This window comes from Pedobacter aquatilis (genome assembly GCF_032678425.1).
GTDB classification, from domain to species: domain Bacteria; phylum Bacteroidota; class Bacteroidia; order Sphingobacteriales; family Sphingobacteriaceae; genus Pedobacter; species Pedobacter aquatilis_B.
This window is the reverse complement of sequence record NZ_JAVTSG010000001.1, coordinates 100619-119582: the sequence shown is the minus strand read 5'-3', so window position 1 is coordinate 119582 and position 18964 is coordinate 100619. Positions and strand designations below refer to the sequence as shown.

The 18964-nt window shown below is 35.3% G+C and carries 15 protein-coding genes; 6 read left to right on the top strand and 9 right to left on the bottom strand.

Going from position 1 to position 18964, the window contains the following annotated elements:
• Positions 1–186: 186 nt before the first annotated feature.
• The 3 genes from R2Q16_RS00490 to R2Q16_RS00480 form a co-directional block, all read right to left on the bottom strand.
• Complete coding sequence (locus tag R2Q16_RS00490) at positions 187–3066, bottom strand: triple tyrosine motif-containing protein (RefSeq protein WP_316734493.1); 2880 nt, start codon at positions 3064–3066, stop codon at positions 187–189.
• Positions 3067–3160: 94 nt separating this feature from the next.
• Positions 3161–4096 (bottom strand): rhodanese-related sulfurtransferase, encoded by a 936-nt coding sequence (locus R2Q16_RS00485; protein WP_316734492.1) that lies wholly within the window; start codon positions 4094–4096, stop codon positions 3161–3163.
• A gap of 132 nt (positions 4097–4228) precedes the next feature.
• A complete protein-coding gene (locus R2Q16_RS00480; protein ID WP_316734491.1) occupies positions 4229–6676 on the bottom strand; it encodes a DUF5686 and carboxypeptidase regulatory-like domain-containing protein in 2448 nt (815 codons plus the stop codon).
• A gap of 248 nt (positions 6677–6924) precedes the next feature.
• Between R2Q16_RS00480 and kbl the strand changes: the two genes are divergently transcribed.
• From kbl to R2Q16_RS00460, 4 genes are all read left to right on the top strand, one after another.
• Positions 6925–8112 (top strand): glycine C-acetyltransferase, encoded by a 1188-nt coding sequence (kbl, locus tag R2Q16_RS00475; RefSeq protein WP_316734490.1) that lies wholly within the window; start codon positions 6925–6927, stop codon positions 8110–8112.
• Between the two features lie 148 nt (positions 8113–8260).
• The gene (gene pheS / locus R2Q16_RS00470; RefSeq protein ID WP_316734489.1) at positions 8261–9301 is read left to right on the top strand and encodes a phenylalanine--tRNA ligase subunit alpha; all 1041 of its coding nucleotides are present in this window, start codon (positions 8261–8263) and stop codon (positions 9299–9301) included.
• Positions 9301–9717: a hypothetical protein gene (locus tag R2Q16_RS00465; RefSeq protein ID WP_316734488.1), complete on the top strand. Its 417-nt coding sequence runs from the start codon at positions 9301–9303 to the stop codon at positions 9715–9717. The genes pheS and R2Q16_RS00465 overlap by 1 nt, the downstream gene beginning before the upstream one ends.
• Before the next feature lies 1 nt (position 9718).
• The gene (locus tag R2Q16_RS00460; protein ID WP_056870108.1) at positions 9719–10294 is read left to right on the top strand and encodes a TetR/AcrR family transcriptional regulator; all 576 of its coding nucleotides are present in this window, start codon (positions 9719–9721) and stop codon (positions 10292–10294) included.
• A gap of 74 nt (positions 10295–10368) precedes the next feature.
• Here R2Q16_RS00460 and R2Q16_RS00455 read toward each other — a convergent pair whose 3' ends face one another.
• From R2Q16_RS00455 to carA, 3 genes are all read right to left on the bottom strand, one after another.
• Positions 10369–11445: an ABC transporter permease gene (locus tag R2Q16_RS00455; RefSeq protein WP_316734487.1), complete on the bottom strand. Its 1077-nt coding sequence runs from the start codon at positions 11443–11445 to the stop codon at positions 10369–10371.
• A gap of 136 nt (positions 11446–11581) precedes the next feature.
• On the bottom strand, positions 11582–12346 hold the full coding sequence (locus R2Q16_RS00450) for an ABC transporter ATP-binding protein (protein ID WP_316734486.1): 765 nt from the start codon (positions 12344–12346) through the stop codon (positions 11582–11584).
• A gap of 192 nt (positions 12347–12538) precedes the next feature.
• Positions 12539–13651 (bottom strand): glutamine-hydrolyzing carbamoyl-phosphate synthase small subunit, encoded by a 1113-nt coding sequence (carA, locus tag R2Q16_RS00445; protein ID WP_316734485.1) that lies wholly within the window; start codon positions 13649–13651, stop codon positions 12539–12541.
• Between the two features lie 258 nt (positions 13652–13909).
• Between carA and panB the strand changes: the two genes are divergently transcribed.
• Complete coding sequence (gene panB / locus R2Q16_RS00440) at positions 13910–14725, top strand: 3-methyl-2-oxobutanoate hydroxymethyltransferase (RefSeq protein WP_316734484.1); 816 nt, start codon at positions 13910–13912, stop codon at positions 14723–14725.
• Positions 14726–14778: 53 nt separating this feature from the next.
• Entirely contained in the window at positions 14779–15465 is a 687-nt protein-coding gene (locus R2Q16_RS00435) for an RluA family pseudouridine synthase (protein ID WP_316734483.1), read from the top strand.
• Position 15466: 1 nt separating this feature from the next.
• On the opposite strand, the gene R2Q16_RS00430 is transcribed toward R2Q16_RS00435, so the two are convergent.
• The 3 genes from R2Q16_RS00430 to R2Q16_RS00420 all read right to left on the bottom strand — a co-directional run bounded on the left by R2Q16_RS00430 (position 15467) and on the right by R2Q16_RS00420 (position 18957).
• The gene (locus R2Q16_RS00430) at positions 15467–15940 is read right to left on the bottom strand and encodes a hypothetical protein (RefSeq protein WP_316734482.1); all 474 of its coding nucleotides are present in this window, start codon (positions 15938–15940) and stop codon (positions 15467–15469) included.
• Between the two features lie 72 nt (positions 15941–16012).
• Entirely contained in the window at positions 16013–17452 is a 1440-nt protein-coding gene (locus R2Q16_RS00425; RefSeq protein ID WP_316734481.1) for a glycoside hydrolase family 30 protein, read from the bottom strand.
• Positions 17453–17532: 80 nt separating this feature from the next.
• On the bottom strand, positions 17533–18957 hold the full coding sequence (locus R2Q16_RS00420) for a RagB/SusD family nutrient uptake outer membrane protein (RefSeq protein WP_316734480.1): 1425 nt from the start codon (positions 18955–18957) through the stop codon (positions 17533–17535).
• Positions 18958–18964 lie beyond the last annotated feature (7 nt).

The window sequence follows — 18964 nt, the reverse complement described above, 5'->3', positions numbered from 1 at the left end:
GCCTAAAATCTACCGATATAACTTTTGAGGTATGTATTTGTTTATTAGGTGGTGTACAAAATACACAAAGGATTGAAGGTAAAGTATTTTTCTTGTATGAGAGGTGATGATGTAGTGATTTTACATCGGTTTTATTGCTACATTTTGAAGCAATAGTGTGTTGTAGGGGAGTTAGGAATATTATAATTACAGCTCCATTAAAAACTCCGTAAGATTTTTATCATGCGGAACGTTTAATTTTTTACGTAATCTATACCTCCGAATTTCTATCCCCCTTAATGTAATATTTAGTAAGGATGACATTTCCTTACTGCTCATGTTCATTCTTAAATAAGCACACAATTTCAAATCATTAGGTACTAAATCTGGATGTTGAGCTTTAAGCTTCTTGAAGAAACTTTCATGCGCTTCATTAAAACTATTCTCAAACAAATGCCAATCGCGTTCGTCTGTCATTCCATCATTAATCACTTTCTGGATTTTACGAAGTTGGTCATCGCCAAGTTTCTTGCCATTTTCATCCTTAAGCTTAACAATTTCATCACTCAGTTTTTGGAGTAATTCGTTTTTGTAAACTAAAGTCATTGCAGAGTTTGCCAATTCTCTGTTTTTTGAAGCTAGTTCTGCCTGAAGTTTTTCCGTTTGCAACTTATGAATTTGTCGTTCATTAGCCTCGGCCTCCTGCTTTAAAATCTCCTCTTGCTCTGCCTGTAACTTATCGGTAATTTTCTGACTGTCTTTCTTGAGCTTACGTTCGTAAATCTTTTTACTAGAAGCTAGCGCAAAAGCAAAAATCAAAATGTAAAATAATATAGCCCAGTTGCTTAAGTACCATGGGCGAAGAATTGTGAATTCAAAGCTTGTGGTTTCACTGATTGAAGAGTCGTTTATTTTAGCCCTAACTTTAAATATATATGTTCCGCTGCTTAAGTTGGTAAAATCTTTTTGCGTTGCGGTACTCCAATCCGACCAGTCTTTGGAATATCCTTCCAAGTAGTATTGAAATTTTATTTTCGCCTGCCTAAAGTATGGAAGAGAGAAAGATATTCTAACATTATTTCTGCTGTTTTTGATTTCTACAGCAGTACCATTATTTCCATTCTCGCTTATTACAGCATATTTATCGGTAATATCTTCAATCTTTCTAATTAAAACCTTTTGCAAAAGTTTATGCTGAGTAGATTCTATTTTTTGATTGGCATTGTAGAACACAAAACCATCATCAACACTAATTAAATAAATGGAATCGCTAATACGGCTGATATTTTCATAGTATTGAACCATTCTACCATCCAAAACGCTGAAACGGTTAGAATCAATTGAAATTTTACCCGGTTCGCTTAAATTAGCCAACGAAGTTTTTCCATGATTTATAAACCAATATTTTTTAGCACCTGCACTTATAATTTTGTTTGATGAAGCAAAAGAACCGAGGGCTTTATTCAGCACATTGTATTTAGAAAATTTATCGCTGAGATTATCATAAGTAAAGAAACCTGCATCACTCGCAAAAACGATTTGGTTCTCCAAGTTGAATAGATTCAGATTGTAGTTTGTTGGTAAACCACTTTTCTCATCATAATATTTATTTGAAATTACAGTACTGTAATCCGCACTTAGCTTTAATTTATATAAGCCCTTATAAGCATGACTTACCCAGATTTCGCCTTTATGATCTTGTTCTACATACCTTGATGGCATATTGAAATTTGCAATCTTCTTATAAAACTGCCAATTGCCGGCCGCATTCTTGTTGAATAAAAGTAAACCAGTATAAGTACCCTGAATTAAAAGATTTGGGTTACTGTTTAGCTTTTTAATCGTCCAACCACCGCTGTAGTTAGTTAAAGTTTCAATTTTATCGCCTACAACATTAAATGTTCCATTATTATGGCCGCACAAAAGCTGGTTATCTATTATAGTTAACTCCCAAACTTGTCCTTGCGAATTTGGAATCAGCTTGAAGTTTAGGTTAGAAAACTGTTCTCCATTGCGCCAATCGCTATAGAATAACCCCTGATTCGTACCTAAATAAATTTTATTGTTAAAAATTACGCTGGAATAAACCGTACCAAAAACTCCAGTTTTATCTAAATAGAAATATAGTGGCGAATTTAGTTCTATGCGGTCGATGCCATTATCTAGCCCAGTCCAAAGGTTTTGTTCGTTATCAACATATAAACTTAAAACTGTATTATTTTGTAAACCACTCGATTTATTTATCCTCTGGATGACGTTTCCATTTTCATCAATTATGATAATTCCATTTAAAATGGTGCCGTAAGCATAGTATTTACCCAATAATTTAACGCCATTATTTAATTGAAATGCAGATAGAAAGGCATTGGCAGGCGTATTTAATGGCGTAAATGACTTACCATCGTAAACGAAAAGTCCATTTTTACCAGTTCCTACTAAAAGTGAATTTCCCTTAAATGGTAAAATTGAAAGTACACCCGTTTTACAGATGACATCACTACCTTGGATAAATTCCAATTTTCCGGCCTTGAGCTCATATAAACCTTTATCCTCAACAAAAAGGCGTTCTCCTATTTTGTATGAGAAAAGAAAATTTCCAGTGTTTTTCAGAATGGTAATTTTCCCATTCTCGTAAGAATATATTGCTTTAAAAGATTGAAAAACTACTTTTTTGCCAAAAATGTGAATCTTCCAAATCTCATCATTTAACTGTTCGGATTTGGGAATGAGATGTGTTAATGATGTGTATTTTAATTTATTTTCTTTATAAGACCAGTAACCAAAATCGCCAAAACACCCTGTATAAATTCTGCCATTTTTATCAGCTGCAACCGAACGTACAATTTGCCCGTTAGGCATTTTGTATTGTTCCCAGTATTTTCCATCGTATGTAAGTAAGCCTTCGGTATTGCCGAAGTACATTACCCCATTTTTATCTTTAGAAATGCTCCAGTTTTGGTTGCCCGATGCATAGGTTGCCTTTGAAAAATTCTGAATGTAAGGAACACCAATGCTCTTAATATCCGCAGCTTGTAGTGTAGAAGCAGATAAAAGCAGAACCAATAAACAACGAAAGAATTTTTGCATCTAAAAACAGTAAAGCATTAATTCACAAGGTAACTAAATTTAATTTGTATAAATTTTTCAGCTACAAACCTAGAAATTTATACAAATGATAAACTTAAATGTTTTTATAAACAGGTTGTGGTACTTTAACATAATAGCCCGTGCCATCATAAGGGCGTTTACGCGGGTTTGTTGTACAAGCTGTAGAACAACAGCCTTGTAAATCATTGCCACAATCATCGCACTGGGTAATGTGCTCATTGCATTCAGGATTTGCACAGTTAATCATTTTTGGCGTGGTTTTGCCACAATTGTAACAAACAGAAACAACCGTTGGATTAACCTCATTAACATCAACAGCTATGCGGTTATCAAAAACGTAACATTTACCTTCAAAATCTTTACCACCAGCTTCTTTACCATATTTAATAATGCCGCCATGAAGTTGGTAAACATCTTCAAAGCCATGGTGCAAAAGCAAAGCAGATGCCTTTTCGCATTTAATACCGCCCGTACAATAGGTTAAAATCTTTTTATCCTTGTATTGTGCCAGCTTATTAATTTGCTCCGGAAAATCACGGAAATTTTCAATATCAAGCGTTATTGCATTCTTAAATTTACCAAGATTATGCTCATAGTTAGAGCGAACATCTAAAATTACCACATCATCATCGTCCTTCATTTTCATAAAATCAACAGGTTCTAAATGTTTTCCTGTTTTTTCATTTGGATTGATGATTGAGGTATCGCGTAAGCCTGAATGAACAATTTCCGATTTATAACGACAGTGCATTTTTAAGAATGAAAGTTCCTCTACATTATCAATTTTGAATTCGGTTTTTGCAAAACGTTCGTCCGCGTGAATGGCTTTCATGTAAGTTTCACAAGCTTCTGGTGTTCCAGAAACTGTTCCATTTAAACCTTCATCAGCAACGATAATTCGTCCAACTAAATCTAATGATTTACAAAATTTAAGGTGATCTGCAGCAAATTGTTCTGCATCTGCTATGTAACTATAGCAATAATAAAGTAGTGTTTGATATTTTTTCATAACGCTGTTGATACCGTTGCAAACGGCGTTTAAAGCGGGGCAAAGATAATAATTTGAGTCGTAAGTTTTACGTTCTATATTATAAGTTTTTGAGTATACTACTTATAACGTAAAACTTACAACCTAAAACTTTTAAAAACCGTATGCAATTCTAAAGCCTTGTGTTAATTTTCTGCCGCCATCGTAAGCGAAACCATAACTTGCTCTCAACACTAAGCGTTGTAATCCAAAATAAAACTCTTTATAATTTCTTTTTTCTGGTGATGAAAGATAGCCGCCACCAATAAACTCTTCAAGTTTCGCTTTGCGCAATAATGGTACTTTGTTTATGAAAAAACCAGCAAAATTATGTTCTAAATGCGCTTCGAAATATTGTTTGTTTGTACTAAACTGGTAAAAATCTAAGTATTGAAATTTTCGCAAATTGGGAGGGAAAATAGTTGAAATATTACCTGAGAAATGTTTGAAATCAGGGTAATACATTTGATTGTTATTTACAAACTTACCTGCTCCAACTAAAAATGAAGTATAGCCCCATAAGCCTAAGCCAATTCTGTCCTGGTAAACCTCAGCCTTTATAAAATCATAATCAACATCGCTGTTTAGCAAATCTTTAAATCCTTTCTTGTAAAGAAATGTGATTCTCGGATACCTAGATTCGGTATAAAATTTCCCATCCGGTCTGGTTATATATTTTTGTCCAAATGTATAGGTTAAGCTTGCTGTTGCACTAACGGAAGTGTAGGTTGGAAATAAAGGCGTTTCAGTTGTAGGTGTAAATGGGTTATTAGAAGTAAATTCTAATTCCTTATTATCAAAGAATTTAAAGGTTGAATTATTGGTAAGCGTGTGGTTTCTCGAATAATCCAAACTAACCGAACCTTGTAAACCGCTTGCTAATTCTCTTGTTGTATTTAGATTTACGAAGCTTTTTTCATAATATTTAGGGAAGTTTTTTTCGTAAAGTAGGGAGTTAATCGTGTTACCAAGTTGAGACATTGAACCGAAATTGTTCAAATCAAATATTCCATTTCCAAAGGATGCACCAATACTAGCTCTTTTCAATGGATCGTAAAAATAACTTCCTGTTAGGCTTCCGGTTAGTTTTTGGTTTGCAAAACCATATCTTACCTCCGGACGAACGCTGTAAGTTCTTCTGTTTTCGAAAACCTTTCTGTATGTAAAACCATATTTAATGGCAAAACCCTCTACAGTATTGTAAAAAATAGATTTTAAAATTGGGTCGAAGGAATAATATTCCTGGTGGAAACGATCGTTAATACTATAACCATTCAAAAGAAGTTTTCCTAAACCAAACTTATTATTATCTTTTTCGAGTGAATCAAGATAAACTTTAGATTCTTTTCGCTTTGCGATACTATCTTTTACGGTGTAGTTTAATTTTTCATCCGGGGTTAAGGGGATTGGTCGATTATTGGTCCAATACAAAGAATCTTTTTTGTTAACCATTTCGGTAACCTTTAAAATTTCTCCACTAAAGAAATTCTTAGGGAATACCGGAGTAACATCGTAATTACTATAAATTCCTACAAAATAGCCTGCAAATTTAAAGCCCAATACATTACCATTGAATTGAAAATTGATGCTTGTAGGCATATAAACATCTTTAACCTTTGTAAACTGTTGGTTTATATTTAAGGTGTCGATAAAATTGATTCCAGCGTTTTTAGTTAAATATAAATCAGTATTGTAAATGCGCCAGCTTTCATCGGTAATGTAAATTATTCCTCTAAAAACAGGGTCGTTTACTCTACGTGGAATTACTTCAATTTTATTAACGATTTCGCCGTTCTCCTTTGTTTCGCCAAGATATTTATACTTGTAATAAAACATAGCGTTATCTGCAATTGGTGATATAAAACCACGAGAGCTTAACGTGTTTTCAAGCAAGTAATTGTCGTAAAAATTAATAATTAAATCTGATGCCTTATTGAAACTGAAAGCATTATTTCTGCCTGCAACTTTTGATGAAATCATTTCCTCATGAACATCATTTGGCCTACGAAAACTGAATTTACTTTGTGATTCGGAGAGGTAAATAATGCCTTGTCTGTTCGTATCAAGTTCCATTACTTTTCTAATATCCTGACCAAAAAACTTTTTAGGTGCGCCCTTTAAGCGTTGAACGCCTTTAATGTAGACATCGCAAGTAAAAGAATTTACCTCATTCAAATGTTGTTTTCGTTGTGCAATCGCTTTGCGCATAATCGCATAAGCCGGGTCTTCAGCATTTGCCTTTATAGTCACATTATTTAAGGTATAGCTTTCCGAACTTAAAGTTAGGTTTAGGGTAGTTGAACTGTTAATATTTACAATCTGCTCTTGCTGCTTAAAGCCAACGGCTCGAAATGTAAGTGTATGCTGTCCTTTCGATAGTCTAAGCTCATAAATACCATCTACGTTCGCCGATGTTCCCTTCGTTGTATTTTTAATATAGACTGATGCGAAAGGTATCGGTTGGCCATCAACATCCTTTATTGTACCAGAAATTGTAAATTGTTGTGCAATTACAGTTTGAGTGAAAAACAAAAGGGTAGCGAGTGCGCAAAGTTTAAACATAAAAAAGAAAGACTAGTTAAGCTATAAATATCGAATAAGTTTTAACACTATACACACAGGCATGTGTTAAAGTTTGTTAAGTTGGTTAAAAATTATTTTTTGCGTTGATTTTTGAAATTTGTTTTAGAATTGAGATCTTCAAGAAATATCAAACGTTTGTTTTTGAAATAATTGTATTACATAGGGTATTTTACATCTGAAAGCGGTTTTTTTTATAACTTTGGATGCAAAATCAACCGGTAAAAACCATGTATAAAACATTACAACCAGTTCTTCAGAAAGAACTAGAAGAGATAGAAAACGCTGGCTTATTTAAACGCGAACGCATTATTGTTACGCCACAAGGCGCTGATATTAAGGTAAGCGGTGGGGCAGAAGTAATAAATTTCTGTGCAAATAACTATTTAGGTTTATCATCTCACCCAAAAGTAATTGAGGCAGCAAAAAAAGCAATAGATGATCACGGTTATGGCATGTCATCAGTACGTTTTATTTGCGGTACTCAAGATGTACATAAAGAGCTTGAAGCTAAAATCTCTAAATTTTTAGGAACCGAAGATACGATTTTATATGCAGCAGCTTTTGATGCCAATGGTGGTGTTTTTGAGCCATTATTTAATGCTGAAGATGCTATTATCTCTGATGAATTGAACCACGCATCGATTATTGATGGGGTGCGTTTGTGTAAGGCACAACGTTTCCGCTATAAAAATGCTGATTTGGAAGATTTAGAGAAGCAGTTAATTGCAGCTAAAGATTGCCGCCATAGAATTATTGTTACCGATGGAGCTTTTTCGATGGATGGTTCTGTAGCACCACTTGATAAAATAGCCGATTTGGCCGATAAATATGAAGCATTAATTATGATTGATGAATCGCATTGTACTGGTTTTATTGGTAAAAATGGTAGAGGCACGCATGAGCATTTTGATGTGATGGATAGAATCGACATTATTACCGGAACTTTGGGTAAGGCTTTAGGTGGTGCTTCTGGTGGATTTACCTCAGGTAAAAAAGAGATTATCGATATGCTTCGTCAGCGTTCTCGCCCATATTTATTCTCGAACACATTAGCACCAGCAATTGCTGGTGCATCTATTGCTGTTTTAGATATGTTAAGTGAAACTACATCACTAAGGGATAAATTAGAAAGCAACACAAAATATTTCCGCGAAAAAATGACTGAAGCAGGTTTCGACATTAAACCTGGATTTCATCCAATTGTGCCGGTTATGTTGTATGATGCAAAGGTTGCGCAAAATTTTGCAGCGAAAATGTTAGAAGAAGGCATTTATGTTATTGGGTTCTTTTATCCGGTTGTGCCACAAGGTAAAGCACGTATTCGCGTTCAACTTTCTGCTGGTCATGAGCAACACCATTTAGATAAAGCAATTGCAGCTTTTACAAAAGTTGGTAAAGAGTTAGGCGTGATTTAATCACCTTTTAATAAAATCAATTTCGAAAGCCACAGCAATGTGGCTTTTGTCGTTTTGAGTTCATTTTCTTGTAATAAATAGCTTTAAGGAGAATTTTTGAACTCGATAGCTAATACATATAAAGATATTTTGGCGTATATTTGAAGCCATGTTACAGGACAAAATAACACAATACTCAGAGAAAATTAACGCTTTCGTAACTGAAAAAGCTGATGAATTAGAGCAATTCCGAATTAAATATTTAGGAAGTAAGGGTATAATCAAAGAAATTTTTGAAGAGTTTAAAACCGTTTCAACTGAAGAAAAACGTTCTTTAGGTAAGGTATTAAATGAATTTAAACAACTTGCCGAATCAAAATATCAAAGCTTAAAAGAATCAACTGAGGCATCTCAATCCCACGCTGCGGTTAATGAGCAAGATTTAACTTTACCTGGTGAGGGTTTTGAAATCGGTTCTCGTCATCCGTTAGCTTTAGTAAGAAGAGAAATTGTCGAAATTTTTTCAAAGCTTGGTTTTACGGTTGCTGAAGGTCCGGAAATAGAAGACGATTGGCATAATTTCTCTGCCTTGAATTTTCCTGAGGAACACCCTGCAAGAGATATGCAAGATACATTCTTCATTAAAAAAGGTGGCGAAAAGGGTGATATCGCTTTGCGTACACACACTTCATCTGTACAAGTTCGCATGATGGAGCAAGGTCAGCCGCCGTTTAGAGCAATTATGCCTGGTCGCGTTTACCGTAATGAGGCCATTTCTGCACGTGCGCACTGTTTCTTTCATCAAATAGAAGGTTTGTATGTTGATGAAAATGTATCATTTGCAGATTTGAAGCAAACCTTATTTTATTTTGTTCAAGAACTTTATGGTGAAGGAACAAAAGTTCGTTTCCGCCCATCATATTTTCCTTTTACAGAACCATCTGCCGAAATGGATATTTCTTGTACGATTTGTAAAGGTGATGGATGCCAACTTTGTAAATACAGTGGTTGGGTAGAAATTTTAGGTTGTGGCATGGTAGATCCAAATGTTTTAGAAAACTGTGGTATCGATTCTAAAAAATACAGCGGTTTTGCGTTTGGTATGGGTATCGAACGTATCGCAAACTTAAAATATGTAATTAAAGATTTAAGGTTGTTTTCTGAAAATGATGCTCGTTTCCTGAAGCAATATAAATCTGCATTAATTTAATGAGGAGATACTTATATAACTTATTACTGGCATTCGTATTATTTACGGGTTGCGGAAAAAATGTAAGTTATATTCCAGAAGTTTCAGTGAATTTTAGCTTACCATTGGCCGATCCGCGATTAAGCAGGTTGAGTAGCCCAGGTGGAGCTGTACTTTTAAGTGGTTATGGTGTTGCTGGTTTAGTACTCTATCGCCGAACTGATAATGGTTATGTAGCATTCGACCGTTGCAGTACAGTAAATCCTGAACAAAAATGCGCTGTTACTTTGGATGATCCATCCATAACAGTCACCGACCCATGTTCTGGGGCAAAATTTCTGCTTGAAGATGGTAGTCCCGTAAAAGCCCCGGCTGTTAGGGCTTTAAAGCAATATACAGTAGCCATCTCTGGCGTCAATTTACATGTAACCAACTAGAATGGAAGCCGAAAAAATTAAAGAAACCGTAAAAAAGGCAGCAAAGGAACTTTTTAGAAAATACGGATATCATAAAACCAGTGTAAATGAAATTGCTAAAAAGGCAAGGATAGCAAAAGCTACCATTTACAAATACTTTGAGAGCAAAGAACAAGTTTTGGATAGTATTTTAATGGATTATCTTGACCAAAACTTGCATGAGATTTTACAAAATAAAGTAAGTTATGCCTCTGAAGAAGAACATTTAAAAGCTCTTGTAATGAAAACAAGCCGACTTTCTTTTACGGCATGTAATGAATTTATTGGTTGGGATTTCGTGCGTGAGAATGCAAACTCTCAAGAATTTTTAAAGCATCTTTCTGATCAGCTTGAAGCTTTATTGCTCGCTGCTTATCTTCAGTTGGATAACTTTAAAAATAATCCCGCAAGGAGAGAAGGTTTAGCATTCTTACTTAAGGCAAGTAAAAGTATTGTATTCTCTTTTGCTTTTACATCTGTTAGTGATTCAGACGTTCGCAAGAATTTTGTTAGTTTTCAAAAAGAGATTTTGCCTTTCTTAGTGAAGGCAGCTTTATAAAATTTTATACTCATAAAAAAAACGGGGTGTTGCCAAAAGCAGCATCCCGTTTTTTATTTTACTTGGTTGCTAAATTATTCCCACTTAAAAACTTTTACCGCAACTGCATAAATTCCAATTCCCCAAATTACCAATATCATAATTTGGAATTTCACATCCCACAAACCCTGGCCTTCAAAGGCAACTTTCCGCATTGCATCATTTAAATAGGTTAGTGGTAATGCTCTGCTAATTGGTTGTAGCCAACTTGGAAAAGCCTCAATTGAAAAAAAAGTACCTGAAAGTAAGAATTGCGGCAAGGTTACGATATTTGAAATGGGGGGAACCATACTTTCGTTTTTTGCTATTCCTGAAATTATAAAACCAAAGCCCATAAAAACAATAATACCAAGGGTGGCTAAGATTATCATATTGAGTACGGTGAGTGCACCATGAACGAGTGTAAAGCCAAAAAAGAAATGGCCAAGTAGTATAATAAATAAAGCTCCAATTAATGCAAATCCAATTCTGGCAATACCTTCGCCTACAACAATGCTTGATCGTTTAACCGGAGTGGCAAAAAAGCGTTTAATTACTAATGTTTGGCGTAAACTTAAAAACACAAATGCAGTACCAAAAACACCAGTACTCAATAATGAAAAACCTAGTTGTCCGGGCAGAATAAAATCGATTGTTTTATATTCTCTGCCATGAATTGTACTTTCTTTGATTTCGGCAACAGAGGGTTTTAATTTTTGATCGTAAAAGAGATTATTTAAAACTGATTTTAAAATATTTCCTTTATCCATAGATGCAGATGTATAAACTACATTAACAGAATATGCAGCAGAATTAACCTTTCTGTGCACGTCAACCATTGCATCAACATTTCCTTTTTCTAGTAATTTATCAAACTCTTCCTTTGATTTATCCCTAACTAAACGAATCATTCCTGTATTTTCCATTGTTGAAATTACAGGATTGTTAACGTCAGAACCTGGTGTTATACCAACATCTAAATGTGTGCCACCACCACCTAAAAAGCCAAATACCAAAATAAATATTAGTGGAAATGCAAGTGTAAAAACCACTGCCGAAGGACTTCTCATTATGGAGCGAAAACTAGCTTTTGCCAAAGCCAGGGTAGCGGTTGTGTTGCTGTATTTTTTCATTGACTATTTTTTAATAGTTGAAGTGTTTTTGATTTTTAAACCCGATTGAAGCGGCAGCTCCCGATTTTTCATCGGGACTATAGCGGAAAGCGGGAGTAACGTTAATTTTTATTCTGTTTTTGCTTTTCAAAGAAAATTATTCTCTCCACTCTTTGCCTGTAAGGTTAATGAAAACATCTTCGAGATTGGCTTTTTTTACTTCTTTTTTCCTTTCGAAACCGCTGTTTACCAAATTGTCGATTAGGTTATCAGGCGTATCTAATGCAATAATTTGTCCGCGTTCTACGAAAGCAACACGGTCGCATAATTGTTCAGCCTCATCCATGTAATGCGTGGTGATTACTACAGTTGTACCATTTGCCCTTATTTCAGTAATCAAATCCCAAAGGTTTCGTCTGGCTTGTGGATCTAAACCCGTTGTAGGCTCGTCTAAAAAAATAATCTTAGGTTGATTAATTAATGTAGTAGCGATAGAGAAACGCTGTTTTTGACCGCCTGAAAGTGCTTTGTATTTAGCTTTTGCTTTGTCTTGGAGGTTTACCTTTTCCAACATTTCCATTGGTTTAATGTTTGCTCCATACAAACCTGCAAAAAGTTCGATAAGCTCAACCAAATTTAAGTTTGGGTAATAACCAGCCGCCTGTAGCTGTACGCCAATTATCTGCTTAATTTCATGGGCTTGCTTATCAACCGAAAAACCATCAACAATTATTTCTCCAGAGGTTTTATCGCGAAGTGTTTCAATAATCTCTAATGTTGTTGTTTTTCCGGCTCCATTTGGACCTAAAAGACCAAAAATTTCGTTTTCATAAACATCAAAACTTAAATCTTGTACGGCTACAAAATCATCGTATTTTTTTATAAGATTTTTTACGCTGATGATGGCTTTGTTTGTTTGCATATGCGAATGTAAGAAGCTTTAAATGAATAGAAAATGAATTTGATTACAATAGAACTAAAATGTCGGTAAAATGATGTTTTTGCTAGATGAAAATGGACTCAAACAAAATCTGCGAATCGTAGCCCTTTATTTGAGCCACAGATTCGCAGATTTAAAAGTATTTTGCTTTAAGCTTTTAACTTTTTGCTCTTTCTACCAAACTAGTTCGCCTTTCATTACCTCAACAAAATCATCGAACAGGTAACGAGAATCGTGTGGACCTGGTGATGATTCTGGGTGATATTGTACAGAGAATGCTTTTTTACCTTTAACACGGATACCTTCGATTGATTTATCGTTTAAGTTTACGTGAGTAATTTCAACTTTATCTGAGTTTCTAACCTCATCAGGTACAACACCAAAACCATGATTTTGAGAAGTAACTTCGCAATGGTTTTTTATAATATTTTTAACCGGGTGATTTAAACCACGGTGACCGTTAAACATTTTCATCGTTCCGATTCCGTTTGCCTCGGCCAATAATTGGTGGCCTAAACAAATTCCAAACATTGGTCTATCAACAGCTAAAATTTCTTTAATGGTTTCTACAGCATATGGCATTACCGATGGGTCGCCAGGGCCGTTTGAAATAAAATAACCATCAGGATTAAATTTTTCCATTTCTGCAAAAGGAGTTTTTGCCGGGAAAACCTGAACATAAATATCTCTGTTTTCGAAACTACGAAGGATATTCTTTTTTATACCTAAATCTAGAGCTGCAACTTTTAAACTAGCATCAGGATTGCCGTAAAAATAAGGTTCTTTTGTGCTTACTTTCGATGAAAGTTCTAAGCCTTCCATTGATGGAACTTCTGCTAATTTTAGCTTTAACTCTTCTAAATCTGTAATTTCAGATGAAATGATTGCATTCATTGCACCTTTATCTCTGATATGACGAACCAAGGCACGAGTATCAATATCCGAAATAGCAACTAAATTATCGTTCTGGAAATAATCCTGAATAGATTCTGTTGCTTGTTTACGGCTGTAAACGATGTTATAATTTTTACAAACCAAACCAGCAATTTTTATTGAATCAGATTCAATCTCTTCTTTTTGGATACCATAATTTCCGATGTGGGAGTTAGTGGTAACCATAATCTGCCCAAAATAACTTGGGTCGGTAAAAATTTCCTGGTAACCTGTCATACCCGTATTAAAACAAATCTCACCGGTTGTGGTACCAATTTTTCCGGCTGCTTTGCCGTAAAAAACCGTTCCATCGGCTAGTAATAAAATTGCAGGTAACTTGGTGTAGTTAGTCATGGTTAATACAATAAGAATTTTGATTTAAAAAAGAGTTGAAAAAAGGATGGCTTTCGGCATTAAAGCCGATTTTGCTGGGTGCAAAAAAAGATGAATAAATCCCTTCCATTTCGGGGTACAAAGATAGGTTTTTATGATGTAAAAATTTAAAGTTTTGTATAGTTTTTTGTAACATCCCTAATAATTCAATATTATGACGAATTAAACTACACGTTTTAGAATATAACTTTATACTTTTGGCTCAACAAAACAAAACCAATGTCGGTACATAAAGAAATAAAACGCATAACCACGCACATTTTACAAGAGATGAAACAACGTGGTGAGAAAATATCTATGCTAACCGCTTATGATTATTCTATGGCAACCATTTTAGATGATGCTGGCTTAGATGTTCTGCTTGTTGGCGATTCTGCATCGAATGTTATGGCTGGTCACGAAACAACCTTGCCAATTACTTTAGACCAGATGATTTATCATGCTGCATCGGTAATTAGAGGGGTGAAGCGTGCTTTTGTTGTGGTAGATTTGCCCTTCGGTTCTTACCAAGGCAATTCAAAAGAAGCCTTAAATTCTGCTATCAGAATTATGAAAGAATCTGGTGCACACGGTGTGAAGTTAGAAGGAGGCGAAGAAATTATCGAATCTGTTCAACGTATCATTACTGCCGGAATTCCAGTTATGGGGCACTTAGGTTTAACGCCTCAATCGATATATAAATTCGGAACGTATACTGTTAGAGCTAAAGAAGAAGAAGAAGCAAATAAGTTAAAAACAGATGTTTTAGCTTTACAGGCAGCTGGTTGTTTTGCTATTGTACTTGAAAAAATTCCTGCTGCACTAGGTAAGGAGGTTACTGAAAGTTTACATATTCCTACTATCGGTATTGGCGCTGGAAATGGTTGCGACGGGCAAGTTTTGGTTGTGAATGATATGATTGGCTTAACCAAAGGCTTTAAGCCACGTTTCTTACGTCAATACATTAACTTGTATGATGATATTTTAGGTGCAGCACAATCTTATATCCGCGATGTAAAAGCCAATGACTTTCCAAACGAAAAGGAGCAGTATTAAGGCTGGATTTATTCAAACAATTTAACAATTAACCGAAAACAGTTTATTTCACAGTGCCAATTACCGATAAAGACATACTTTTTGAAGATAACCACCTTATTGCCATTAGCAAAAGGGCAGGAGATATTGTACAGGTTGATGAAACTGGTGATGAGCCGCTCGATGAGCAAGTAAAGAAATACATTGCTCAAAAATATAATAAACCTAATGGTGCTTTCTTAGGTGTTGTACATCGTTTAGATAGACCCGTTAGCGGTGTAATCCTTTTTGCGAAAACAAGCAAAGCTCTGGAACGGATGAACGCCGTATTCAAAAATCGGGAAGTTAAAAAAACCTATTGGGCGGTTGTTAAGAATAAACCTGAAAATCCATCAGGTACTTTAATTCACTGGTTGGTTAAAAATCCACAGAAAAATGTGGTTACGTATTATAAAACAGAGGTAGCTGGAAGTCAGCGAGCAGAGCTATCTTATCGATTAATTGGACAAGTTGGCGATTATTTTTTAATTGAGGTTGACCCATTAACCGGTCGTTCGCACCAAATCAGGGTTCAATTATCATCAATGGGTTGTCCGATTGTGGGTGATAATAAATACGGCTATCCCAGAGGAAGTAGAAAAGGAAGCATCTGCTTACATGCCAGACGACTTCAATTTCTACATCCTGTTAAAAAGGAACCAGTAAATATTTTTGCCAAACTACCAGTTGATGGATTTTGGGAAAGATTTGAAAATATGTAAACTACTTACAGTCTGTTTTTTCTAAAACGATAGCGTTTCCATAGTTAAGATTACGGTAGTTTTTAAACTTAACTTCATCTTTATCCTGATAGGTTTCGCCGAAACCTTCTAATAATGTATCACCTTGTCTAATCCAGGCCACTTGCCTTTTAGACCAAGTACCTTCCGATTGAAATTTATAATCCACAATTATTGTATCGCCAATGCTATGACCATAAAACTGACCGTCATTTTTATCCTTACCGGAAAGATTATAAGATAGCTTACCTAAAACCTTGTTATCGCCCGTTCCATATATTAGCAATGATACCTTATCGTTGTTTTTATTGTACTCAAAACATTCATCAGGGCTCTTATAATCTGCCTGTTTACCACTCATTATGGTAGAATCAACAGTAGTATATTTCTTACTATCGCTTTGGCAAGCAAATAAAAAAATCGATGCAATTGTTAGAATTATAAAAGGCTTTCTCATTTGAAATGGATGATTAATATTATTATTTAAGGTATAAAGCTAATAAATTTCATGCCAATTATAGTAAATACATTACCAAATGTATGTCGCAACAGCACCTTTTTCAAGGGTTGAACTCACAATTTTCCCATTGTATTTTATGTTAAATGAGGTATCCGTATTGCTGTTATTGCATACCACTAACACAGTTTTTCCATCGGGAGTTTTGAATGCAACATTTTGTAAATTGCCAACAATGTTTGATGCAATTCTTGTTGAACCTGGTTTTACAAATTTAGATGCATGGGCAATAACATAATATGCTACATTTCTGCTAATCGCTGGTGCTATGGTTAATGCACCTAAACAACTTGTGCATCCGCCTTTATCTGTATGTGGGTTATAATTAGCATCGGCAGCCAAATTCCATTCCAGTACATTTCTACTCCAGTTTCTGGTTGCTCCAATTACTAAGGTAGATACATGCCATTTTAAATCCTCAGCAAAGTTTGATGGACCGCCAACCCATTGCTCTGTAAAATATACATTCTTATCAGGATGTGCATTGTGAACTTTTGTCAATGCAGAAATATCGCCTGCATAAAGATGAAACGCTGAACCATCAACATATTTTTTAGCATCGGCATCGTTTAAAATTGTAATAGGATATTCCGGTTTATCTGCGTTATGATCGTAAACAATAATTTTTGTAGATAAACCAGCTGCCTGAAAAATTGGTCCCAATACCTTAACAAATTTAGCCTGATCTAGTGCTTCCATATACATGCTTGGGTTGTTACCAGGATGTAAGGGTTCATTTTGAGGCGTAATGGCATCAATAGTAATTCCTTCTGCTTTCATCGCCGAAATATATTTTACTAAATATTTTGAATATGTAGCGTAATATTCCGGTTTCAAACTTCCGCCTATAAAACTCTTATTGGTTTTCATCCAGGTTGGAGCGGTCCACGGTGAGCCTAAAATTTTAATTGATGGATTTATAGCGACAATTTTTTTAAGTATCGGAAGTAAATCTGCTTGTTCTTTTGATAATGAAAACTTCGATAATGATTCGTCAGTTTCACCATCTGGCAAATCATTGTAAGTAAAAGGGGAAGCACTTAAATCAGATGCACCAATGCTCACTCTTATGTAACTCACACCAATTGCATCATCGGCTGTGCCAAATAATTCATTTAGTAATTTGTCTTTATCAGCAGCAGGGAGTGCATTTATTAAACTTGCACTTCCTCCAGTTAAAGTGTAGCCAAACCCATCAATGCTTTGAAAACTCACACCAGGATCAACTTCTATCGTAGGATTTGCATTTGAAGACTCGATGAAATTTAGCGCAATATTTTGTTTTTTTAACAGCTGAGATTGATCACCTTTTGTAAGCCAAAAACTAACATCAGTTTTTACAGGTTCAGTTGATTCTGTTTTGGATGATGTGTCAGATTGAGTTGATTTATTACAAGCACAAGCAGAAAATAGAATGCTACTCGCCAAGCATATATTATAGAATAATTTCATAGGGAATTTGATTAATAAATTCAAGATTTATGAACATAAATCAAAGGCGACAATTGTCGCCTTTGATTTTAATATTGTTGTTAGCGTATGTTTGGGTTTCTGTCTAACTCCGCCTGAGGAATTGGGAATAGTAATTTTGCCGCTGTAACATTATAATTTAAGTTGGCACCACTTCCATTTCTTTGTGCGTTCATCACGGTGATAGCCCTATTTGTTCTCAATAAATCGAACCAACGATGACCTTCAAAAGCTAATTCTAATCTGCGTTCTTTTTCAATCGCTAGTCGCATAGTTGCCTGATCGTTAGCTGGTGTATTACCTAAGTTTACACGACGACGGATTTCGTTCACAATTGTAGCTGCAGCAGAAAAACCCGAAGAACTAGATTCATTTAAAGCTTCAGCTTTTAATAATTTAATATCGGCAAGGCGGATAATGTACGAATTAGCCAAATCATCGTTACGATACTTATTAATAAATGGATAATTAGCTTTAGACCAATAATCGTCAGACCAACCCTCTGTACTTACATTTTTAAAGCTTGCACTTGTGTTTTTACGGATTAAATCTCCTTCGGTATCAAAAGCTGAAATTAAATCGTTTGTTGGCGTACAGAAACGTTTCCAACCTGTACCGACAATTACCCCAGTCATCCAGTTTCCTCTGCCGCTTGGGCCGCCCCAACCATCATATTGCATTTCCCAGATAGATTCGCTGTTATTTTTATGCGCACCATCGAACAATTGGTCGAAAGAACCTAATAAACTGTAGCCACCGTTAATTGTAGCATCTGCATATTGTTGTACTTTGGCCCAATCCGGATTAGGTTTTGACGCATAAACTTTAGCTAATAAGGCATTAACAATACCTTTTGTAATAATGCCTTTATTTGGTGCAGTAGTACGAACAATTGGTAAGGCATATTCCAAATCTTTAATAATTTGCGCATAAACTTCATCAACTGATGAACGTGGCTTTTGCATTTCTTCTAATGATGCAGGTGATTTTAATACTAAAGGTACTCCGCCCCATAACCTAACTAAATGAAAGTAAAAGTAGGCTCTTAATGTCGAGGCCTCGCCCAAAATTTGGTTTCTTCTACCATTTGCATCTAAGGCTGTATCCTTAATATTGGGTACGTTCTCTAAAACTTCATTCGCATTTTTGATATTTGAATAAAGTCCACTCCAATCGCGACCAACATTACCGTTTGTAGAATTTGTTGTAAATAAATCAATTTGAATGTTAGCAGGATTATCACCTCCGGCATAAGCATTATCAGATGTTACATCACCGTTTACCATGTAATCCCAAATGTGGTAATCGTTGTACATTCCACCGTAAGCTCCAGCCATTAATTTTTCTGCGCCGGCGGCTGTAGTAAAGGCAACATCACCTGTTACCTGGTTAAAAGGCTCCTTTTCAAGGAAATCTTTTTTGCATCCGCTTTGCAATGTTATAGTTAATGCTGCGGCTGCTATAAACGAATATATATGTAATTTCATTTTCTTA